Source organism: Vibrio sp. 1-2 (7-a), assembly GCF_013048515.1.
Classification (GTDB): domain Bacteria; phylum Pseudomonadota; class Gammaproteobacteria; order Enterobacterales; family Vibrionaceae; genus Vibrio; species Vibrio diabolicus.
The window spans coordinates 422,379-443,142 of sequence record NZ_VHSQ01000002.1 but is presented as its reverse complement, the minus strand read 5'-3'; the positions used below and the strand labels follow the sequence as shown (position 1 = coordinate 443,142).

Here is a 20,764-nt window from a genome sequence, read left to right as displayed (position 1 = left end):
GTAATACATGACAGGCATAAGTTAAAGCCATGTATTACTCATAAATTTCCTCTATTTTCCCTACTGTTAATCAGTACAAAGAGCTGCCGCATCAAGTTTGATTTGGCATGAGTAAGGTTTTGGGGAGTCCCAATAGATCTTATCAAATTCTGAGTTGCAACCTGCATCTTCCATTAGTGCTGTATCCCCGTCACATATCAACATAACTGCATTATTACCTTGAAACTCTGAAAGAATTCGATAATTAGAAATGTTTCCATCGATAGCTAACTGTGAGAGTTTGGTGATTTGAGCTGGATTAGCTGACATCGCATTTTCGAATATTTCTTTCTCTGTTAGTCCTGCTGTGTCTCCAAACTTGAGCTCACCGTCAACAGCTTGGGCTACATCTTTTAAAATCGAGGCCATATCAAACATGACCTCTTCAGGATATTGAGAGCTGTTAGCGCAAGAAGTCAATGAGAGAAGAAGGGTGATAACGATGATTAGCTTCATAGATTTCTCCAAGCACTAAGCTGTCCGCTTTCATTTCGGCCAGTGTCTAAATTCCAATTTTCAAAAAAGCCAGTATCTTGGTTTTCATAAATGGTAGCTGCCAGCTTTTCCCAAAATATTTGGATTGTCTTAATCGCCTTATTAAAAATTTCATCGTAGTGCTTAATACCATCTGGCGTTTCTAAATCCTGAATATAAGTAGAGTCAACTTCGTTTGGAAGCGGGTAAGTTAACCCTAGCTTGGAAGCCACATGCCTCGCCCAAGGAAATAAGCGATGCGACTCCTCAGCATTATCTACAATGGATTGAAATCCTTCGTGCCAGACGTTTACGTCAGGCTCGCATTCTTTAGCATATTCAGGGTAAGTGGCTGAAAGGGCACTAGACCAAATAGTACGAATAACTGGATCTATTAGGTTGTTGTTACTCTGGTCCACACAATTGCCGATGTTTTCTCTGACTCTATCTGCAAGGCCAATACTTCCGAGTTGCATCCTGGACGGCCAAATATAAGCATCTTGGTGCATTTCACAAATTCTGTGTTGCTGGGCGTTTTCTGCGTAAGGGCCCACTTTTAATTCAACAACAGGATGAAGAGTAATATCGGTTGCTACATGTGCTACAAAGCCACATAACCATGAGAAGGTTTTTTCAAAGTGTTCGTTATCTGCGGCTTTTACCTGCTGAATAAGAGAATCAATTAGCTTACCAACGTGGTTGTAATGCATTTTATCTGCCCATTTATTTTGCGCAGAATTCATTAGAGCAAGGTAAGGATAGTCGGGGCTCACACAACCGAGCTCTAAATACCGTTTATTTTGAGCTAAAGCCTTTTTTGCTTCTTGAGGTATGTTTAACTTCATCAATGCATTATTAGCAGAAGCTTCATTTACCGCTGTGATATGTGCGAAAGCACCAGGCATAGTAACCTCCATGTACAGTTTAAATGCATGGAGTTTACTATGCAGGCAATATGTTCGTTGCGACTCGAGTCTTATAAAAAATAAATGTTTATATGTTGGATATCGAGCGAGGCATTTGCAAATTATCGCCTTAGGACGTGCGTTATCTATTTTAATGAAATTCGATAATGGCACTTCAAAAAATTAATGAAATCGTGTTATTTGATATAGGAGTCCAACACTTTCAGTACAACTTCCATATCAGCTTCACGCTTTTCTAATTCTTCCTCCAATACGACGTGTTCGATGAGATGGCCTTTGATCACCTCTTTCATTAAGCCATTTACAGCCCCTCGAATTGCAGCGATTTGTTGCAACACATCTTGGCACTCATGTTCTTCTTCCAGCATTTTTTTAAGACCATTCACCTGACCCTGTATTTTGCTGACACGGGTATTGAGCTTCTTTTGATCTCTGGTTGTATGGGACATGACTTATCTTCTTTAAGTTACTGACTGCGAGATTCTAACTGATAATGTAGCACTCATCTTATACTGGGGGGTAGTATTAAATACTGGGGGGGAGTATAGTTTGGGGCAACTTTAGAAGAGCATATTGAGAATAACAATGGATTTTGTCGCATTATTACAACAAGGTAATGGATGGTTTTTTATACCCAGCGCCATTTTATTAGGAGCGTTACATGGATTAGAGCCAGGACATTCAAAAACGATGATGGCGGCGTTTATTGTGGCCGTAAAAGGAACAGTGAAGCAGGCGGTGATGTTGGGGCTGGCTGCAACGCTTTCCCATACGGCGATCGTATGGATAATTGCTGCGGGTGGGATGTATATAAGCCAAAGATTTAATGCAGAAGCTGCGGAGCCATGGATGCAGCTTATCTCTGGGGTAATTATCGTCTCGACGGGTTTATGGATGTTCTGGAGAACGTGGAGCGATGAGCGAGCTTGGCACAAAGCTCATAAGCAAGCTCGAGACTGGAGAACGCAAATTGTCGATACTGGTCATGGGCATCTATCGCTTTCTATCGTAGAAGAAGGGCATCACTGCCGTTTTCAGTTACGCACACTTAACGGTAAGCCTTTAACGGCTGAAAACGTTAAACTAGTGCTACCCAACGCAATCAGACAGCCTTCTGATATTTATCACTTTATTGAGCGCGATGGCTATTTGGAATCCGCCTCCTGTATTGAAGCCTCTGATGATTTTTTCGTCACGTTGATGGTCGGGCACCATGATCATACCCACGATTTTGAGGTGCATTTTCATGCGGATTCCCATTCGGAAGGTGAGAATAAAGAGTACCAAGATGCTCATGAGCGTGCTCACGCTCTAGATATTCAAAAGCGCTTTGGCGATCGAGATGTTACCAATGGACAAATACTTCTGTTTGGTTTGACTGGTGGGTTAATACCATGCCCGGCGGCGGTCACTGTTTTACTCATTTGTTTGCAACTTAAGGCCATGACACTTGGTGCAACCTTGGTGGTGTCGTTCAGTATTGGTCTAGCGTTAACTTTAGTTGCGGTTGGTGTTGTCGCGGCAGTGGGCGTTCAAAAAGCAACATCGAAGTGGAGTGGTTTGAACGATGTGGCTCGTCGTGCACCTTATTTATCGGGGATCTTGATTAGTGCCGTTGGTGTATATATGGGCTTGCACGGGTTTACGACGTTAATGAGCTAAGCTCTGTTGTAATTATTACGTCGCTTTTTGTTTATTAAAGGTAGCTCTTTCATGTTGTGGATGATTACTAAGTACGCGTTAACCGCAGGAATAGTGGTGCTGATATCTGAAGTTGCCAAGAGAAGTGATAAAGCGGGAGCGCTGATTGCCGCGCTCCCGACGGTCACTATTTTAGCTTTGATTTGGATGTATATTGAAGGGCAAGGTCAGGAAAAGCTCGCGAACCACGCGTTTTATACTTTTTGGTATGTACTGCCTACATTGCCGATGTTTCTAGTTTTTCCTTTCTTACTGAGCCGATATTCGTTTTGGTTCTCGTTGGGAATTTGCGCCATTATTTCAATCGTTTGTTTCTTCATTGTGACCATCGTTATTAAAGAGTTTGGAATAGAATTAACTTAATTGAGCAAAGGAGAATTGTAAGAATATAGGTCGAAGCGCTCGCTTATTTATATTTTCAAGGCTCTAACTAGAACTCTTTTTTTAACTCTCGATGCTAGTGTGGCCGCTTACTTGAAGTTAGCGATTGCTCTCTTGTCTTTCAGCCAAACCTCGTAGAAATGTGACGTTTTGAAGACTTTTCTTCCTTCATTCTAAAGTTATCGGTAATCAGGCAGATACAGTGGCTACAAAGTTACGTCTAGCTTTGCCAGACAGGCTAAAAATACAGTTTGTGTTGGTTATAAGAGGCGAAAGGCTTAACGCTCTGTCGTGAGCATCACATTGAATTGTACCGAGACAATTAAAATGAAAAGAATCATCTTATTAGCCGTTTGCGCCATGTTTGGTATTGCTGTCGTGGCAAGTATGGCATCAACGTACCTAATTTCGAGTCAGAAAATCGATGACATCATCTTAAACAAATCCCAAGTTCAAGCTGAGTTTTTAGCAGGAAATGCAAGTTATATTTTGGAGAACTCAGCCAACCCAATGCAAGACTTACAATCGCTCGTTGAGGGTTTGAAACAACGTTCAGACGTAAGCTATGCAGTCGTAATTGATCGCAATGTGACGGCGGTTGCTCACAGTGATAAGCAAAAGCTAAATAAAACCTACAATGATAACTACACCGTTGAAGGTGCAACCAAGGGGGTACAACAGTATTCAAAGTGGTATGCCGATGTCCAGAAAGTGTGGGTGTTTGATATCATGGCGCCGATCTACGTGAATGGTCAGTTGTACGGCACGTTTGATATTGGTATTCCTATTACAGAAGTAAGCCAAGCGACGAATGGAATTATTACTTCCCAACTGATTTCCATGGTGGTGATCTTCGTTCTGTGTGTTTTGGCTCTATCGCTGCTACTCAACAAACTGATGCGACCGCTCTCTGCGCTTAAGGAGGCGTTGCAAGACATCTCGAAAGGTGACGGAGACTTAACGGTTCGTTTGCCAGCAAAAGGTAATGACGAAGTCGCACAAATTTCTTCGGCGTTCAACGTGTTTGTTGGCAAGGTACATGAAATCATTACACAAGTTGTAAATACTGGTGTGGATCTGAATGGTTCCGCTGTCGCGCTGCGTGGACAATCTCAACAAGCGCTTGCAAGAGGGCAGGAGCAGAATGAGCAAACCATGCTGGTTGTCACGTCTATGAACGAAATGATCGCGACCGTCAACGAAATCGCGTCAAATGCTGCTGGTGCAGCAAGTGCTGCGAGCACGGCAAGTAATGAGACTCAAGATGGCTACAAGACGCTAGAACGCACCAAGACGGCGATGACGAATCTTGAAAACGAGATGAACAGTACTTCCAATATTATCGTAAGCCTTGCGGACAACACTCAGTCGATTGGTAGTATTCTCGAAGTCATTAGAGGGATCTCTGAGCAAACTAACCTACTAGCGTTAAATGCCGCTATTGAAGCAGCGCGCGCCGGTGATGCCGGACGAGGTTTCGCCGTAGTGGCAGACGAGGTTCGTAATCTTGCAACTAAAACGGCTCAGTCCACTGATGAAATTGACAACATGATCCATCAGTTGCAAACCGAAGCCCAAAGTGCGGTTAATTCAATGAGTAATAGTAGAACCCTAATTGAAGAAGGCACTGCAGAAACGGAGCTCGCTCGACAAGCACTAGAGGCTATTGCAGATCAAGTGACCACCATTTTGGATATCAATACTCAGGTGGCAACGGCAACAGAACAGCAATCGACGGTAGCAAATGAAATTAACATGAATATGGATACCGTCAGTCACTCCGTGAAAAACGCGCTAACGGCGAGTGAGCAATTGGAAGAATCAAGTCAACAACTTGCGGAATTATCGAGAACTCTCGATCGCCACGTAGGAGCGTTTAGAATTTAAACGCCAACGGAAATCCTTTTGCAAAAGCCAGTAAATCTCGATTGCTGGCTTTTTTATTTGAGAAAATCGAATGTCGATTTGCTCTACTATGCCAGTTTTTATAGTTATTGGGATAAATGATTAGTGCTTAACTAGGCATTAAGCTTCGCGTGTTGTTTTAAGTGCTCAACAAACATAGAGATTTTCTTGGCTAAGTGCTTTCTAGAAGAGTAAAACGCATAAAGCACTAAATCTTCAGGTTCGTATTCTAGAGGGATGACTTCAAGCTTGCCGCTCTCGATCTCACCTTTGCATGATTCTATTGGAAGTATTGCGTATCCAAGCCCTGATAACGCGCCAGATTTAGCGAGATGGCCACTGTTTACTTTGAACGATGATTGTACTGTTTGCGTAATATGACCTCCGTCGGGATTTTTAAATACCCAGGGAGCGCCATTTACTGCAGTAAGTGTCGTGATACAGGGAACATGATTTAAATCCGTAATTTTGTAAGGGCTGGCGTACTTATTAAGCAGTTGAGGCGCAGCTAAAATAGCACTGGGCCAGCGTTTGATTTCCCTTGCTACCCAATTGCTGTCAGACAAAGTCCCTCTATGAAAACTCAAAATGACATCAAAGCTATCAATAACATCATCTTTAGGGTTTAGCGTTGTATCGCAAGACAAAGAGATTGACGGGTATTGCGTGCAAAAGGTGACAACCGCTTTGGCCAGTACAGGTGTGTCTGGCATAAGAATACGTAGCTCTCCCGTTACGGTGTGCGAGTGGCGAGTCACGGTTTCTAGCGCGTTGTTGAGTTGTTCTAATAGTGGACGAGTGCTGCTATAGAGCTCTTCTCCAGCCTCGGTAGGCGTCATTCGCCTTGTCGTTCTATTGAACAACCTGATGTTTAACTTTTCTTCAAGCAGGGCAATATGTCGGCTGACATTCGATGTTGGTATATTCAAACACTCAGCGGCTCGCTTAAAGCTGTTGTTTTCATACACACAGTGAAAACTTTTTAACCAGATTTGGTCGACGTTATCAAACATTCTATTGTCCCACTTTGTTGGATTATCAAGCCAGCATATTGCACTTTATCCTCAGACTGAGTTGCATACAATTTTATTTAACAGTCAGAGCGGGCAAACGATGCAGATGTCGTGCTACGAGGTGATCAATAATGAGGTACTCATGAGTTGGCTAGAAAGGTTATTTGAGAATAAGAATATAATAGGTTCGCGCAAAGCGTCTATTCCAGAGGGCGTTTGGACAAAATGCCCTGAATGTGAACAAATACTTTATCGCGCGGCATTAAAAGAGAATTTGGAAGTATGTCCTAGGTGCTCTCATCACATGAGAATGGCTGCACGTCAAAGGTTGAACACTTTTCTGGATCATGGAACACAGCAAGAGTTGGCAAGTGAGTTGGAACCGCAGGATATTTTGGGTTTTAAAGATTTAAAACGATATAAAGAGCGAATCTCCATCGCGCAGAAAACGACTGGAGAAAAAGATGCCTTGGTTGTGATGCAGGGGAAGTTACTAGGCTTGCCTGTTGTAGCTTGTGCGTTTGAATTCTCTTTCATGGCTGGCTCGATGGGGGCGGTGGTTGGCGAGAAATTTGTCCGCGCCGTTGAAACTGCGATTAATATAAAATCTGGGCTAGTGTGTTTTTCTGCTTGTGGAGGGGCGCGCATGCAAGAGTCTTTGGTAGCACTAATGCAAATGTCAAAAACCAGCGCTGCGTTAAACCACTTATCTGAGCACAGATTACCCTATATCTCAGTATTGACGGACCAAACTTATGGTGGCGTCTCGGCGAGTTTAGCCATGTTGGGAGACATCAATATTGGTGAGCCTAAAGCAAGCATCGGCTTTGCGGGAAGGCGTGTTATTGAACAAACGGTACGTGAAAAGCTACCAGACGAGTTTCAAAGAAGTGAGTTTTTATTGGCACATGGCGCATTAGATATGATTGTGGACAGACGTGAAATGCGTGATCGCGTTGGCGGCTTATTGTCTAAGTTAACCAACGCGAGGGTGGTTTCAGAATAGGTGATATTAAAGTTAGGCTTAGTACTTGCGTTTATTGAGCCGTAATCATTACAAACCGTTCATTTTGCCCCCATCTTGGTTCCGCATTCATTAGGCTGAGATCCAACGCCGTTTGGTATGGGTCAACAGCAAAATGGTCGCTTACTAAACCCCAGAGCATCCAGTTGATTGCGGTTTCATTCTCGGTAAGCTCTTCGAGTGGCGCTTGGAGGAAAAAGTACTCATCTTCGCCATCGTAACCGAGCCGATCATAGATAATGTTGCGTAGCTCTCGATCCAAATCATGTTGGAGGTTGATTGAGTCGTACAGTTGCTCTTTTGTTGGGCTATTCTCATGGTGATAAACATTGCGTTTTGACTCTTTGCGTAAAGTACCTGCGCCAGTTTCAATGCTTACTTTCTTTTGCGAGTGTTGCTCAAGAACTTGAATGATTTCATCCTCTAGTTGATCGAGTTTACTCAGCAAAACTTGATTGTTTATGTCACCAGCGTGGGAGGCCATCGTTTGGAAGGCTTTCACTCTCTCGTGGACTGCTTTCCCGTGAGGAAGGGCTGCAAAACACTGTTCTCGGAGCGCTTCATTGGCTTGCCAAATGCCCGAGTAGAGCTCGTAATCATGTGGATATGGTGGAAGAGCTTCAGTATTTTCCCCTAATAATTCTCGCCAGCGCTTTTGCCACTGTTCTTCTTTTGCGTGTTTTACACGAGCGTATTGCTTAACCCAGCGGTTACGAAGTTTTACCCCAAAAATGGCAAGTCCCCATGGAGCGAGCAAATAAAAATAATAGTGAGAAGAGTTATCCCAAAAGTAACCGTAAACGTAAACACCAAAAGCAATCACCCAAGTTCCAATAGTACAAGCAATAATCCCGGACATTATTGATGACTGGCGCTTTGTTTCTCTTAATGTATTACCTTCAGCACATAACCAAAAAATGCCGCCAAAAACAAAGGCAAACGTTGTCATGAAGTAGGCAAGCCCCGCTCCCAAAAATCCCCAAAGTGACATGTATTATCCCTAGCCAAATATCTGCTTTATTCACTCATCAATGACTCGAGGAATAAATGTGTTTGATTTGGCGGAGAATTTACCATTAATGCCAGCCTTTTGATATGCACTCGATAACTTATTGGGAATGAGTCACAAATAAAAATAGATGGTATCAAGCATCAAAATTTAATTTAGAACCTTTGATTGTCGTGAACTCTATCTGGAAGAGTTAAGGGTGGCGTTTAAGGGCAATTTCCCTCATGAAGTCGTTATTTAGAAAAAGGTAAATTAATGTTTTTATTGATAATTGTGAGAAATCTTGGGTTGGGATTGATCCCATAAATTTAGAGTAAAAAGCCTATTTTTGGGAGCAATTTCATAAATTTTATGACACTGATTTCACTGTTTGAGCTGTAAAGAATATAAACCCCCACTCAATGTATGTTAATAATCAATGAGTGTTGTTATGTCTCATATCCGTTTTTTCCCGCGCCATCGTTTGGCGCTTGCTTGTATGCTAGCGAGTGTGTCTAGCTTCTCTTTTGCACAAAACCAGTGCGCTGTTGCTGATTTACAACAATCGAGAGACTTGGCTGCTGCCGTTTCTGGTGCAGAGTATGATTGCTACCACGCTTGGTTTTCAGCTCCTTCCGCAACGCTGAACGATATTTACAGCGAAGCGAGCTTAAGCCGTATCCAAGTCGCGTTGGATCAAGAAATTGCCCGCTATCGTGGAGAAGCAGAGCAAGCTCGTGTTATAGAAAATCTGGGCGAGTTTATTCGTGCAGCATACTACGTTCGTTACAATGCTGGCACAGGTACACCTGAGTTTTCAGAAGCGTTGAGTCAGCGTTTTGCTCAGTCGACGAACCTATTCCTTAACAACCCTCATGCTTTGGATCAAGGCCGTGAACAAGTTGGCGCAATGAAGAGCCTGACGTTGATGGTTGATAACGTGAAGCAGTTGCCGCTGACCATGGATAGCATGATGGCCGCGTTGATGCACTTTAACCGTGAAACCGCGCAGGACACGCAATGGGTTGATGGTTTAAACAACCTGTTCCGTTCTATGGCAGGTCATGTAGCAAACGATGAGTTCTACCGCTACATGGCAAACAATACTCACCATATTGATGCATTAGCGAGATTCGCATCTGATAACGCTTGGGCATTGGATACGGATGCGAGCTTTATTGTTTTCAATGCATTACGTGAAACTGGTCGTTTGCTTGCGAGCCCAGATCAGGAGACCAAACGCAAAGCCTTGGCTGTGATGCAACAAGTGATGCAGCGTTACCCATTGGGCAGTGAGCATGACAAACTGTGGCTTGCTGCCGTAGAGATGATGAGCTACTACGCACCTGAAGGTTTAAACGGTCTGGACCTAGATCAAGCGAAGCAAGATCTAGCAGCGCGCGTGATGCCAAATCGTTTTGAGTGTCAGGGGCCTGCCATCATTCGCTCTGAAGATCTAACCGATGCTCAAGCTGCGAAAGCGTGTGAAGTACTGGCTGCGAAAGAAGCCGACTTCCATCAAGTGGCGAATACGGGCAATCAACCTGTCGCTGATGACTTGAATGATCGTGTTGAGGTGGCGGTGTTTGCTAGTAACGACAGCTACGTTGATTATTCTTCGTTCCTGTTTGGTAATACAACGGACAACGGTGGTCAGTACCTTGAAGGGAATCCATCAAAAGCGGACAATACCGCCCGTTTCGTGGCTTATCGCTATGCGAATGGCGAAGATTTATCGATCTTGAATCTAGAGCATGAGTACACGCACTATTTGGACGCGCGATTTAACCAGTACGGCTCGTTCAGTGATAACTTGGCTCATGGTCATATTGTTTGGTGGCTAGAAGGTTTTGCGGAATACATGCATTACAAACAAGGCTACCAAGCGGCGATCGAACTGATTGCAGGCGGTAAACTGAGCCTTTCAACTGTGTTTGATACCACATATTCTCACGACACTAATCGTATCTATCGTTGGGGTTACTTGGCCGTTCGATTCATGCTAGAAAATCATCCGCAAGACGTAGAAAGCTTGTTGGCGTTGTCGCGCACTGGTCAGTTTGAACAGTGGGCGCAACAGGTGACGACATTAGGTCAACAATATGACGCAGAGTTTGAGCGCTGGTTGGATACGTTAGAAGTGGAGCCAGAGCAACCAGGTACTGACCCAGAAGAGCCAACAGAACCTGAAGCACAAGTGACTGAATTGACGGCGAACCAAAGCCTTCAACTCAGTGGCGAAGCGTACAGCGAAAAACTGTTCTACGTTGACGTACCAGCCAACACCGTGCGCTTTAATGTATCTATTGAAGGTGCGGGGGATGCGGATCTTTACATGAGCTACAACAAAGTTGCGCATTACTACGACTTTGAAATGAGCCAGTATGGCGATGGCAGCAATGAAGAGATTGTATTTGAGCCAGAGCAGGATGGTTACGTGAAAGCAGGTCGTTACTACATCAGTTTAACTGGCCGTGATAGCTATGACTCAGTGAATCTTGTGGCTGCGTTAGAAGTGGAAGCGCAAACACCGCCAACCCAAGTGCAAGATGATTTAGCACCTGTGGTACTAGAGTCTGGTGAAGCAAAAATGCTCACTGTGCACAAGCAGCGTTATGCGGCAGTGTATGTACCTGAAGGTGTTGAAGAGATTCGTGTATGGCTAACGGCCCACTCTCAAACTGGTAATGTCGATCTATATGCCAGCAGAGAGCATTGGCCTACGGTTGAGCAACACGAGTACGTGTCCAACTATGCAGGTAGCAACGAATACTTTGCGATTCCTGTTACTGAAGCGGGCTATGTGCACTTCTCTCTTCAAGCACCAGAACAAGGTGATGACGTTGAAATGTTAGTGCACTTCAACTAAAACATGCTCGATTAGCTGAAATCGAGATAAAAAACGTCGCTCATAGAGCGGCGTTTTTGTTTGTATCGGATGCCATTGTGATCAAACAGCGTTGAATGCCAGTTAATCGGCTGATTTATCGAGTTATCCTTTGCTCTTTTTCTAAACGGCTTTAGGTTTGTATTACAATTTACCGCGCACATAAACTTTTTTAGCGACGCGTTCTGTGACCTAGCTTCTGATTTGTGCTTTCCAAACGGATACAATATATATGCACCCCGTGCAATAAAGTGAAAAGGGAAAGACATGAAAACGCTTATTTATGAAACGTTGATTAGCCTTGCTAACCAAGAACCAGAACAACATGCAAGAATCCGACAAAATCTATATGAACAGTTGGATCTGCCGTTCGATAAGCAGCTGGCTTTGTATTCTTGTGCTCTTGGTCCTGCAAGTTCAGGCAAGTTGGAGAGTAGTCAAGGCATTAACAACGCGGTAGATTGCGCGGTTAAACTGCTTGAAACCCCTGAGCGCTAATTCACTCGTTGTTTAAATCACGGCCCGATCCCCAAGGGCCGTTTTTAATTGCCTTTAAATTGATTTCAACGTCGTGATTACTTTGCTCTCTCCGCTAGCACTTCTTTGAAGGCAAACATGCCGTTTAATGCCGCTGGAAACCCTGCGTAGACGGACATCTGTAAGATGACTTCTTTAATTTCAGCCTCGCTGCAGCCTACATTCAGTGCCGCATTGAGATGTACTTTCAGTTGTGGCGAACAATTCCCCATTGCCGTTAGCGCGGCGACAGTTGCGATTTCTCTCGATTTTAGGTCTAAGCCTGGGCGAGCATAAATATCGCCAAACGGATACTCAATGGTGTACTGAGCTAAATCTGGGCAAATATCTTGTAAGGTTTCGATGACGTTATGACCAGCGTCGCCATCAATGTGAGAGAGTAGTTCTAATCCTTTGTTAAAGCGTGATTGTTCCATTGATATGTTCCTAGTGAATAAATGCAAACATACCTTAATCGTTAGAGTTAACTCTAAGTCAACGAACTTTTCCGCTTTTATACAAGGCAATTTTTTCTTCTAGAGCCGTTAAGTGCTTTTGCTGCTGTTCAATGTGGAGCTTGAGGTTTTCTTGATGTTGCTCTAGCAAGGCTTGGCGTTGTCGTACAGACTCTGAGCCGACTTCCCTTAATTTTGCATATTCCAGAATCTCTTCAAGTGGCATTGCAGTTTCTTTTAATCGCTTTACGAAGCTAATCCAGCTTAGATCTTTCGCACTATACACTCGATGCCCACTCGCGTTTCTATGGACATGTTTAAGTAAGCCAATTTTTTCATAGTATCGAAGTGTATGAGCAGACAAGCCGACGAGGCTAGAAAACTCTTTGATATTCATGATTACTCTCCAAGGTAATTCATACCAATAGGCATAAGCTAAGTTCCGCATTTTGAAGTCATTTCGGGATAGATACAAACGGTAATCTTCCATGTTTTAAGGTGGGATACGCAGAAGGAGGCTATTTTTAATACGCGCCAAACGTGATCCACCTGCCAGTTTCACTTTATTAAAAATTAGTTACTCAATAGAGTGGTTTGGCTGTTTTTAGTCTTTGGCCTCCTTTAGGGCGTACCCGGGCATTTTCTTTCATATATTTTAAATGCATTTTTTTCAATACAAAACAATGGTTTAGTGTGTTTTATGTGCGGTGTACTTGAATGTCATCTACTCGTTTACGTTCAGAACCGTTTCTACTTATGCAATGGAGGAGTCACTACGCCTTCATTTTCAGCCTTGAGTTAGGGCGAAAAGGGTGAGGGCGTCTGATGAATAGCTCTTATAATTTTGACTATTGAATTCACTCACAAAAAAATGCAAACAAGTAATCGTGAGTGAAAACGAGTAGGAGAACAACATGAGTGGCTCACAGGAAATACAATCATTCGGTGCGAATGTTATCTTACATGCGTTTGATTGGAAGTATGCTGACATTGCCCAACGAGCAAAAGAAATCCACGAGCTAGGTTACGGCTCCGTGTTGGTTTCGCCACCAATGAAAAGCGCCCACGATGATCGCTGGTGGCAGCGCTATCAACCTCAAGATTACCGTGTCATCGACAATGCGTTGGGTGATACCAAAGACTTTATCCGTATGGTTCGTGAACTGGAGCAAGTTGGCGTGTGGGTTTACGCTGACGTGGTGTTTAACCATATGGCAAATGAGGCCCACCTTCGCCGAGACCTCCAATACCCAAGGCAAGAGGTCCTGGAGGAATACCAACAAAACAAACAGAAATATCAGTCGCTAACGTTATTTGGCGACTTATCTCAACCGCTTTTTGATGAAGAGGACTTTGTTGAAGCGTTCGGTATTAAAGACTGGAAAGATAAATGGCAGGTACAAAATGGACGTATCACAGGTGGACCAACCGATCCTGGCTTGCCAACCCTCCGTGTTTGTGACCATGTCGTTGAGCAGCAACGCGCTTACCTAAAAGCACTGAAAGCCATTGGTGTGAAAGGTTTTCGTATTGATGCCGCGAAACACATGACGCTAGAGCACCTTAAACGTGTTTGGACAGACGACATCACGCGCGATGTGCATATATTTGGCGAAATTATTACCGATGGCGGTGCGACAGAGGAAGAGTATCAGTTGTTTCTTGAGCCGTATCTACAGGAAACTCGCTTAGGCGCTTATGATTTCCCGTTGTTCTCGACCATTTTTAAGGCGTTCGCTAAAAAGGGCAGTTTCAAGTCGTTGATTGACCCATACTGTTTCGGTCAGGCCCTTTCGCCTGGTCGCGCCATTACATTTGTTGTCACGCATGACATTCCTAACAATGACGTTTTTCTTGATCTGATCATGGATGAGGAAAATGAATGGTTAGCTTATGCCTACATTCTAGGCCGCGATGGTGGTGTGCCATTGGTTTATACCGACTTAAACACTAGCGGTATTACAGATAAAAATGGCAAGCCAAGATGGCAAGGCGCATGGAACGATCCGCGAATGGCGAAAATGATCCAATTCCATAATATGACGCATGGCGAGTCGATGAGTGTTCTTGAAGGTAACGATGATATGCTGGTATTTAAGCGAGGGAGCAAAGGCATTGTCGTGCTTAATAAATCGCAGCGTCAGCAGTCTTTGACATTGAAAATGGATGGTGACTGGGTGGATTTGATGACGGATCAGGACGTTCCATCTGACGGTAAGTTAATTGTGCCACCTAAAGCCTCAATGTTGCTCGTCGAAAACTAAAAAATAAAACACCGAGCTTAGCGAGCTCGGTGTTTTATTTTTGTCGGCGGTCATTCAAGAACGGGTAAAGTCTAATGTAAAACCGAAGTCTTTCGCGTCTGCTATGAGGTTATGAGCACTCATTAACGCAACATTCAGCCTTTAAAAAGCCGATCACATCATCTAAACATTGGTACTCTGCAACGCAAAAAAGGGTTCGCCCCTCACGACGTTGGGTGATAAGCCCGGCTGAGGCTAGACTAGAAATATGATGAGAGAGAGTGGATGCAGGAATGCCAAGCTTTTCTTGTACGCCGCCTACCGCGATACCTTTGTATCCCGCTTTGACAACTTCTTTGTAAATACTTAAACGAGTAGGATGACCTAACTCTTTTAGTGCTTTAGCGACGGCTTCAAGCTCCATACTGACCTCTAAAGAATGACTACAGTAAATTTGTTTCGATAATAGGGAAAGTCTCGGTAAATGCCAACTCTTGTGATCTAGGAACGATTTAAATCAGATGAGATTCATACCGGCTCATACCAGCACAACAATAATTGTCTACTCCAATGAGACAGATCAATCTTCATTATTATTTCACCCCACGTTCAAACTCCCTCATCTACACTCATGGGTGAGTTGTCAGTTGGCAGACCAAGGAGGCGGCCATGATTGCGGTTCATAGAGATTATTGTTTGTCTAACAGTTCAGATTTACATGCTCACGTTAAAGTTAACCCTGTCGGTAAATTAGAAGTTGAGATTGTAGAACTTCAAGAGCGCCATACCACAGAGTTTGATGATTTGTCTTTTGAGAGCCGTGGGTGTGAAACTCGAATCTGTGGTAAAGAAGACACAACTCCGTGGCAGTTCAATCTTGCAGTTACTGATGCGTTAGAGCTTTCTCACTTAGTGGAAGAAGCAAACGAAGAGTATGAGATTTTAATGAATGATCTTATGTAATCTCGTGAGAAGATCATTTTATCCTGCACGGCATGTGGCTCTGTACTGAAAAAGAAAAACCTCCCAAGCGGGAGGTTTTTAATATTGAGCAAGTTACCGTCAGAGCGGCTCTTCTCTCGGCGGTGTTAGTTCTTGAACGTTATCTTCATTGAAGTCATCGGCGTAACCTTTCGGAGGTGGCGTCCAACCACGTTCTGAGCGCGAGAGTTTGTCATGGCGATCTTTTTGCATCTCTTCCGCCATTTTTTCCTCTAACTGAATAAACAGTTGTCGGAAATTGTTGTCATAACGTTCGCCTTCAGAATCATCTTCCCAAGCTTTGTAGAGTAGCTCGGACTTGCGTGCTTCAACACGCTTGTATGTCGCTTTTTGCTGCTCAACAAAGAAGGGATGAATACCAAGTGCTTTCATCGTGTGACCACCCATCTCCAATGCGGAATGGTAGGTTTCCGATTCAATAATATCAGCCCCAGCTTGACGCAAAAGATAGCCGTGACCACGGTCAAAGGCGCGTGCGATCACCGTTACTTTGGGGTACGTGTGTTTGACGTACTTCACCAGTTCCACACTCGATTCTTGGTTATCAATTGCGACGACCAACGCAGCCGCATGCTCGATGCCTGCAGTGTGCAGCATATCTGGTCGAGTCGCATCGCCAAAATAAGCACGAGTGCCAATCTGGCGCATGTTATCAACTTGGTTGGCTTGGTGATCGAGCACCACTGTTGTTACACCATTAGAAACAAGCAAGCGGTTAACAATCTGACCAAAACGGCCGATACCAGCGATGATTACTGTGCCTTTTTCTTCAATCGTATCGCTTTCCCTTTCGTTTGATTGAGTTTCAAAACGCGGCAGTATTAATTTGTCAAATAGAATGAACAAGCCTGGCGTTAAGAACATTGAGATAGCAACAACCAGCGCAAGAGTTTGCGAGAGTTCAAACGGAATGACGTGGTTTTGCACAGAGAAGCTTAGCAACACAAAACCAAATTCACCCGCTTGAGCCAAGCTTAAGGTAAACAGCCAGCGGTTGCTGCCTTTCACTCTAAATATCAGCGCGAGAATAAACAGCACCAAGGCTTTCAATACCATCACGCTAATGGTCAGTGCCATGATCAACCAGAAGTCACCAAATAGAACCGAGAAATTGATCCCTGCGCCGACGGTGATGAAGAACAGACCCAGCAACAACCCTTTAAATGGTTCGATATTGGATTCTAACTCGTGACGGAATTCGCTGTTCGCCAATACAACGCCAGCCAAGAAGGTTCCCAAAGCTGGAGACAAGCCAACTAAACTCATCAGTGCTGCGATGCCGATCACCAGCATCAATGCGGTGGCGGTAAAAATCTCACGCAGCCCAGAGCTAGCAACATAGCTCAGCAGAGGTCGACTTAAAAAGTGACCACCAACGACAACAATCGCAATCGATGCTGTGATGACTATTCCGTACGCCCAGCCCGGTAAATCTGCCACGAGGTTTAAATCGTCATGATGCTGCGCGGCCGTTTGAACAGCATTTTGTGCTTGTTCGACTAACTCCGGCAGTGCCAACAATGGAATAAAGGCCAACATCGGGATAACAGCGATATCTTGGAAAAGCAAAACAGAGAACGCGTTTTGTCCGCCTTCTGTCTTCGTTAACCCTTTTTCGCTAAAAGTTTGCAAAACAATCGCGGTAGAAGAGAGGGCGAAAATCAAACCGATGGCTAAGGCAATGGTCCAAGGCTGCTCAAAGTACAGGGCAATACCCATAATCGCCGCGATGGTACCGCCAACTTGAAGACCGCCTAAGCCCATTAAACGATTTCGCATTGACCAGAGCATTTTAGGCTCTAGCTCTAATCCCACTAGGAATAGCATCATCACCACGCCAAATTCGGCAAAATGCTGAATTGTCGTTGTTTCCTCACCGACTAAACCGATAATTGGACCAATTACCACACCAGCGATGAGGTAACCTAAAACGGAACCGAGCCCTAAACGCTTGGCAAGTGGTACCGCAATCACAGCGGCAATCAAATACACGAAGGCTTGTAAGAATATCCCTGTCATGAAGCCTCCTTGATGAGCTTCGGAAGTGCGCTGTTGAGTTTGATTAATGACGCAGCTGCTTCAACATCTAGTCTATCTTCGACTAATGCTGTTAGCAGGCTTTTGTACCGTTCGACATGACGGGGAATTCGTCCTTCCTCTTCGGCTGTACGTGCGCCGAACAAAGCAAGAGGCGCAATATAGTGCATACCCGTGAGCGCTGACATTTGCTCGATAGGAGCGAGCAGTTCCCGAATCGTAAAATGGTTGTAGCCTTCGGCTTTATAGGCTTCTTCCTTGCCACCGGCCGAAAGTACGCACAGCATGGTTTTACCTTGTAGTTCGGTTCCTTCAGTGCCGTAAGCAAAGCCATACTCCAAAACCAGATCTTGCCACTCTTTTAAAATTGCTGGGGTTGAATACCAATATAGTGGGAATTGAAAAACCACTACATCATGCTCACGCAAGCGTTGTTGTTCACGGTCGATATTGATATCGAAACGAGGGTATTCACCATAGAGATCAACACATGTCACGCCTTCAATTTTTTGAGCTTCTTTGAAAAGTGGAGTATTCACTTCTGAACGATGCTGGGAAGGATGAGCAAAGAGAATTAATACTTTTTTATTCGCCATAAGGATCCTTGCTATCTAAATAACCATGCCCGGTAGGAGCGCAGGTTGGTTAGAAAATGTAACTCATAAATGGCCGTCAAGCTAGCTTGGAAAAGTGCTTAAGCTGTTTCAATATCAATAAAAAACCACCAAATAAGTTGGTGGTTTTGGCAAGCGTCAAATTCTAATTAATCATGAATAGGAACGACTAAAATATCGACTGGTGACTTGTTGATAAGATGTCTTGAGTAGGAAATGATTTTGCTCCAGAAATCTTGGTGATGGCCACAAATCAGCAAGTCCACTTCTTGCTCTTTGATGGTAATTTCGAGCTTATCGGCTAAATCACCAGTACCCACGAAGAAGTGTTTGAGTGGATAATCCATGTACTCACTGAATGTTCTCAAACATTCCATAGAGTGCTCATTCAGCGGCCTTTGGTCTGGGTTCTCTTTAATGTCTACGAGCTCACGATAAATTTCCCCGTGAGTTCCATCAATATGGATGAATGAAATATCGGAGTCGAGATAGTTAGCCATCGCTACGGCTCTGTCGATCAGAACTGTGCTTTCATCGGACAGTTCGAGTGCAACAAGGATATGTTTGTATTTCATTACCACGCCCTTTTGTGGATTAGCTTTACTGTAAGCATAGTATGGCTTGGGCAAAATTTGTGTAGATAAGATCTCGAAATCGTTCAAAGTTTTGATAAATAATGCTGCTTGCTTTTTAGTCAGAAAACCCGCTAAACTTCGCAAATCATTTCTCTAGGAGATTACGCCAACATGAAGAACTAAACCTGTCATCCATATTTTTTACTTATTTTTTGGATCTGCAGGGTTAGTAGGCGTAGCTCACTTTCCGATATTTCTTTGCAACAAGACGACTTTTTGATTTGACGTTTATCGTCGAGCTTTACATAGCGCTTAATGCGTTTGTGCACGCGTTTTGTTGCAATCTCAAATCATAGCTACGGCTGTTGTCCCTGTCATACAGGAGGCAAATTATGCCAGTTTTACAAGCTTTTAATGTTAGCCATCAGTTTGATAATGGCGATACGCTATTCCAGTCTATTTCTTGTTCCATGACTAAACGACGTGTTGGTTTGGTTGGGCGCAATGGCATCGGTAAGTCGCTTTTGGCTTCCATTTTGGCGGGAGAAACTCAGCCTGCCAGCGGTGTTGTGACTTCTCCCTCTTCTTTCATGATGTATCGCCAGCAGCCGTCTGATTTGCTTTCAGGTCAGCAATCGATCGCCCAGTTTCTGGGCAAAGATGCGGTTTTGCATGCTTTGAAGCAGATTGAACAAGGTGATGTTTCTGAACATTGGTTCGAACTGGTTGGCGAGCAGTGGGATATTGAATTGAAACTCAAACAGCAGCTCGCTGCGATGGGATTACCGCAAGACCCTGATTTCTCTTGTGCTCGGCTCAGTGGTGGTCAGTTGGTGCGTTTGCAGTTATGGCAGTTGTTTGAAAACGAAACGGAGCTTTTGATTCTCGATGAGCCATCCAATCACCTCGATACCGAGGCGAAACAATGGCTGATAGAGTCTATGAGGCATTTCGGTGGCGCGATTTTACTCATCAGTCACGATCGTGAGCTGCTGCGAGCAATGGAGGAAATTTGGGAACTATCGGGCCTAGGCTTACAGGTTTTTGGTGGAAATTACGATGTGTATGCCGAGCAAAAACGCACTGAGCTGCAAGCGGTCGAAAGGCAGTTAGTGCAGGTCGATAAACACAAAAAACGGTTAGCTGAGCAAGCCCAGAAAAATCGCGAAAAAGCAGACCAACGCGCCGCGCAAGGGAACAAACTGCGCAAAGACGGCAGTCAGCCCAAAATTTTGCTTGATGGCAAAAAGGATAGCGCGACCGCCAGCGCCTCAAATCGCAATAAGAATGAGCAACTCAGACAAGTGCATTTACAAGCCAAAGAGCGGGCGTTGCAATCGCGACATGAGCAGCTCAAAGCGCAAAAGCTTTATCTTGCAGATAATCCGAACCGTTCGCGAAAAGTGTTGTCGATACAAGAAGGTACATTGCCTTTTGGGGATTCTACTCCTATCACGTTGCAGATTTTTGCGAACGATAAAGTCCATCTCAAAGGGAAAAATGGCTGCGGAAAGTCAACCTTGTTAAAGACGTTGCTTGGCGAGTTATCGTTGCTGAGTGGTGAGCTGCAAGTGAATACACCCTTGTATTATCTCGACCAACACTTTGGCGCAGTGAATCCAAATCTTTCGTTACTTGAGAACGTAATGGAGACCTGCCAAGAGATGACGGAAAGTGAAGCGAGAACCTTATTGGCGGGGATCGGTTTTCGTCGAGACGCTGTGTTTCGGTTGGGGCGCGTACTGAGCGGTGGCGAGAAGATGAAGCTCGCGATGCTGATCGTCAGCCATCAAAACTCCCAGCCTTTGCTGCTGCTTGATGAGCCAGATAACCATCTCGATCTCGATTCAAAAATAATGCTTAGTCAGGCGTTAAATGCATACAAAGGTGGATTTGTTCTGATTAGTCACGACCAAGATTTCGCTTCTGAGTCTGGGGTTTTGCGTCAAATCGAACTGAATTAAACGAAAGAGAGCAAACGCCA

20 protein-coding genes are annotated in these 20,764 nt (G+C 44.2%); 9 read left to right on the top strand and 11 right to left on the bottom strand.

The features are described 5' to 3' along the window. Positions 1-66 precede the first annotated feature (66 nt). From FKN08_RS09615 to rcnR, 3 genes are all read right to left on the bottom strand, one after another. Positions 67-495, bottom strand: a complete 429-nt coding sequence (locus FKN08_RS09615; protein WP_145472132.1) for a hypothetical protein — start codon at positions 493-495, stop codon at positions 67-69. Beyond that, positions 492-1,418, bottom strand: coding sequence for a zinc dependent phospholipase C family protein (locus tag FKN08_RS09610; RefSeq protein WP_170891979.1), 927 nt, complete (start codon positions 1,416-1,418; stop codon positions 492-494). Before FKN08_RS09610 ends, FKN08_RS09615 begins: the two co-directional genes overlap by 4 nt. A gap of 197 nt (positions 1,419-1,615) precedes the next feature. Continuing rightward, entirely contained in the window at positions 1,616-1,888 is a 273-nt protein-coding gene (gene rcnR, locus FKN08_RS09605) for a Ni(II)/Co(II)-binding transcriptional repressor RcnR (protein ID WP_046873754.1), read from the bottom strand. Positions 1,889-2,024: 136 nt separating this feature from the next. On the opposite strand from rcnR, the gene FKN08_RS09600 reads away from it, so the two are divergent. The 3 genes from FKN08_RS09600 (at position 2,025) to FKN08_RS09590 (ending at position 5,408) form a co-directional block, all read left to right on the top strand. Continuing rightward, positions 2,025-3,101, top strand: a complete 1,077-nt coding sequence (locus FKN08_RS09600) for a nickel/cobalt efflux protein RcnA (protein WP_170891978.1) — start codon at positions 2,025-2,027, stop codon at positions 3,099-3,101. Between the two features lie 51 nt (positions 3,102-3,152). Next, positions 3,153-3,503 (top strand): DUF3147 family protein, encoded by a 351-nt coding sequence (locus FKN08_RS09595; RefSeq protein WP_005392525.1) that lies wholly within the window; start codon positions 3,153-3,155, stop codon positions 3,501-3,503. Positions 3,504-3,848: 345 nt separating this feature from the next. After that, the gene (locus tag FKN08_RS09590) at positions 3,849-5,408 is read left to right on the top strand and encodes a methyl-accepting chemotaxis protein (RefSeq protein WP_047008423.1); all 1,560 of its coding nucleotides are present in this window, start codon (positions 3,849-3,851) and stop codon (positions 5,406-5,408) included. A gap of 131 nt (positions 5,409-5,539) precedes the next feature. Here the strand turns inward: FKN08_RS09590 and FKN08_RS09585 are convergent, their stop codons facing one another. Next, positions 5,540-6,439, bottom strand: a complete 900-nt coding sequence (locus FKN08_RS09585; protein WP_170891977.1) for a LysR family transcriptional regulator — start codon at positions 6,437-6,439, stop codon at positions 5,540-5,542. Positions 6,440-6,581: 142 nt separating this feature from the next. Between FKN08_RS09585 and accD the strand changes: the two genes are divergently transcribed. Further along, positions 6,582-7,445, top strand: a complete 864-nt coding sequence (accD, locus tag FKN08_RS09580) for an acetyl-CoA carboxylase, carboxyltransferase subunit beta (RefSeq protein ID WP_170891976.1) — start codon at positions 6,582-6,584, stop codon at positions 7,443-7,445. 31 nt (positions 7,446-7,476) lie between these two features. Here accD and FKN08_RS09575 read toward each other — a convergent pair whose 3' ends face one another. Beyond that, the gene (locus FKN08_RS09575; RefSeq protein WP_170891975.1) at positions 7,477-8,454 is read right to left on the bottom strand and encodes a hypothetical protein; all 978 of its coding nucleotides are present in this window, start codon (positions 8,452-8,454) and stop codon (positions 7,477-7,479) included. A 448-nt stretch (positions 8,455-8,902) separates the two neighbouring features. Between FKN08_RS09575 and FKN08_RS09570 the strand changes: the two genes are divergently transcribed. Further along, a complete protein-coding gene (locus FKN08_RS09570; protein ID WP_170891974.1) occupies positions 8,903-11,320 on the top strand; it encodes a M9 family metallopeptidase in 2,418 nt (805 codons plus the stop codon). 285 nt (positions 11,321-11,605) lie between these two features. After that, positions 11,606-11,836, top strand: a complete 231-nt coding sequence (locus tag FKN08_RS09565) for a PAS factor family protein (RefSeq protein ID WP_005375384.1) — start codon at positions 11,606-11,608, stop codon at positions 11,834-11,836. A gap of 77 nt (positions 11,837-11,913) precedes the next feature. Here the strand turns inward: FKN08_RS09565 and FKN08_RS09560 are convergent, their stop codons facing one another. Together FKN08_RS09560 and FKN08_RS09555 are read right to left on the bottom strand one after the other, a co-directional pair. Further along, positions 11,914-12,291, bottom strand: coding sequence for a carboxymuconolactone decarboxylase family protein (locus FKN08_RS09560; protein WP_047008417.1), 378 nt, complete (start codon positions 12,289-12,291; stop codon positions 11,914-11,916). A gap of 58 nt (positions 12,292-12,349) precedes the next feature. Beyond that, positions 12,350-12,706, bottom strand: coding sequence for a MerR family transcriptional regulator (locus FKN08_RS09555; protein ID WP_005392533.1), 357 nt, complete (start codon positions 12,704-12,706; stop codon positions 12,350-12,352). 517 nt (positions 12,707-13,223) lie between these two features. Here FKN08_RS09555 and FKN08_RS09550 point away from each other — a divergent pair. Continuing rightward, positions 13,224-14,573 carry an alpha-amylase family protein gene (locus tag FKN08_RS09550; protein ID WP_047008416.1) on the top strand — a complete coding sequence of 450 codons (1,350 nt, stop codon included), beginning with the start codon at positions 13,224-13,226 and terminating at the stop codon, positions 14,571-14,573. Positions 14,574-14,682: 109 nt separating this feature from the next. Here FKN08_RS09550 and FKN08_RS09545 read toward each other — a convergent pair whose 3' ends face one another. Further along, the gene (locus FKN08_RS09545) at positions 14,683-14,976 is read right to left on the bottom strand and encodes a metalloregulator ArsR/SmtB family transcription factor (RefSeq protein ID WP_047008415.1); all 294 of its coding nucleotides are present in this window, start codon (positions 14,974-14,976) and stop codon (positions 14,683-14,685) included. Positions 14,977-15,221: 245 nt separating this feature from the next. Between FKN08_RS09545 and FKN08_RS09540 the strand changes: the two genes are divergently transcribed. Continuing rightward, positions 15,222-15,515: a hypothetical protein gene (locus FKN08_RS09540; protein ID WP_005392536.1), complete on the top strand. Its 294-nt coding sequence runs from the start codon at positions 15,222-15,224 to the stop codon at positions 15,513-15,515. A gap of 99 nt (positions 15,516-15,614) precedes the next feature. Here the strand turns inward: FKN08_RS09540 and FKN08_RS09535 are convergent, their stop codons facing one another. The 3 genes from FKN08_RS09535 to FKN08_RS09525 form a co-directional block, all read right to left on the bottom strand. Further along, a complete protein-coding gene (locus FKN08_RS09535; RefSeq protein WP_047008414.1) occupies positions 15,615-17,573 on the bottom strand; it encodes a monovalent cation:proton antiporter-2 (CPA2) family protein in 1,959 nt (652 codons plus the stop codon). Beyond that, complete coding sequence (locus FKN08_RS09530) at positions 17,570-18,187, bottom strand: NAD(P)H-dependent oxidoreductase (RefSeq protein ID WP_005392538.1); 618 nt, start codon at positions 18,185-18,187, stop codon at positions 17,570-17,572. Before FKN08_RS09530 ends, FKN08_RS09535 begins: the two co-directional genes overlap by 4 nt. A 167-nt stretch (positions 18,188-18,354) precedes the next feature. Then, entirely contained in the window at positions 18,355-18,780 is a 426-nt protein-coding gene (locus tag FKN08_RS09525; protein WP_005392539.1) for a universal stress protein, read from the bottom strand. Positions 18,781-19,172: 392 nt separating this feature from the next. Between FKN08_RS09525 and FKN08_RS09520 the strand changes: the two genes are divergently transcribed. After that, complete coding sequence (locus FKN08_RS09520) at positions 19,173-20,744, top strand: ATP-binding cassette domain-containing protein (protein WP_170891973.1); 1,572 nt, start codon at positions 19,173-19,175, stop codon at positions 20,742-20,744. Positions 20,745-20,764 lie beyond the last annotated feature (20 nt).

What these genes read in the sequence shown, in the direction of transcription:
- FKN08_RS09615 (WP_145472132.1), bottom strand. Translation starts at nt 495, where the DNA reads ATGAAGCTAATCATCGTTATCACCCTTCTTCTCTCATTGACTTCTTGC.
- FKN08_RS09610 (WP_170891979.1), bottom strand. Translation starts at nt 1,418, where the DNA reads ATGCCTGGTGCTTTCGCACATATCACAGCGGTAAATGAAGCTTCTGCT.
- rcnR (WP_046873754.1), bottom strand. Translation starts at nt 1,888, where the DNA reads ATGTCCCATACAACCAGAGATCAAAAGAAGCTCAATACCCGTGTCAGC.
- FKN08_RS09600 (WP_170891978.1), top strand. Translation starts at nt 2,025, where the DNA reads ATGGATTTTGTCGCATTATTACAACAAGGTAATGGATGGTTTTTTATA.
- FKN08_RS09595 (WP_005392525.1), top strand. Translation starts at nt 3,153, where the DNA reads ATGTTGTGGATGATTACTAAGTACGCGTTAACCGCAGGAATAGTGGTG.
- FKN08_RS09590 (WP_047008423.1), top strand. Translation starts at nt 3,849, where the DNA reads ATGAAAAGAATCATCTTATTAGCCGTTTGCGCCATGTTTGGTATTGCT.
- FKN08_RS09585 (WP_170891977.1), bottom strand. Translation starts at nt 6,439, where the DNA reads ATGTTTGATAACGTCGACCAAATCTGGTTAAAAAGTTTTCACTGTGTG.
- accD (WP_170891976.1), top strand. Translation starts at nt 6,582, where the DNA reads ATGAGTTGGCTAGAAAGGTTATTTGAGAATAAGAATATAATAGGTTCG.
- FKN08_RS09575 (WP_170891975.1), bottom strand. Translation starts at nt 8,454, where the DNA reads ATGTCACTTTGGGGATTTTTGGGAGCGGGGCTTGCCTACTTCATGACA.
- FKN08_RS09570 (WP_170891974.1), top strand. Translation starts at nt 8,903, where the DNA reads ATGTCTCATATCCGTTTTTTCCCGCGCCATCGTTTGGCGCTTGCTTGT.
- FKN08_RS09565 (WP_005375384.1), top strand. Translation starts at nt 11,606, where the DNA reads ATGAAAACGCTTATTTATGAAACGTTGATTAGCCTTGCTAACCAAGAA.
- FKN08_RS09560 (WP_047008417.1), bottom strand. Translation starts at nt 12,291, where the DNA reads ATGGAACAATCACGCTTTAACAAAGGATTAGAACTACTCTCTCACATT.
- FKN08_RS09555 (WP_005392533.1), bottom strand. Translation starts at nt 12,706, where the DNA reads ATGAATATCAAAGAGTTTTCTAGCCTCGTCGGCTTGTCTGCTCATACA.
- FKN08_RS09550 (WP_047008416.1), top strand. Translation starts at nt 13,224, where the DNA reads ATGAGTGGCTCACAGGAAATACAATCATTCGGTGCGAATGTTATCTTA.
- FKN08_RS09545 (WP_047008415.1), bottom strand. Translation starts at nt 14,976, where the DNA reads ATGGAGCTTGAAGCCGTCGCTAAAGCACTAAAAGAGTTAGGTCATCCT.
- FKN08_RS09540 (WP_005392536.1), top strand. Translation starts at nt 15,222, where the DNA reads ATGATTGCGGTTCATAGAGATTATTGTTTGTCTAACAGTTCAGATTTA.
- FKN08_RS09535 (WP_047008414.1), bottom strand. Translation starts at nt 17,573, where the DNA reads ATGACAGGGATATTCTTACAAGCCTTCGTGTATTTGATTGCCGCTGTG.
- FKN08_RS09530 (WP_005392538.1), bottom strand. Translation starts at nt 18,187, where the DNA reads ATGGCGAATAAAAAAGTATTAATTCTCTTTGCTCATCCTTCCCAGCAT.
- FKN08_RS09525 (WP_005392539.1), bottom strand. Translation starts at nt 18,780, where the DNA reads ATGAAATACAAACATATCCTTGTTGCACTCGAACTGTCCGATGAAAGC.
- FKN08_RS09520 (WP_170891973.1), top strand. Translation starts at nt 19,173, where the DNA reads ATGCCAGTTTTACAAGCTTTTAATGTTAGCCATCAGTTTGATAATGGC.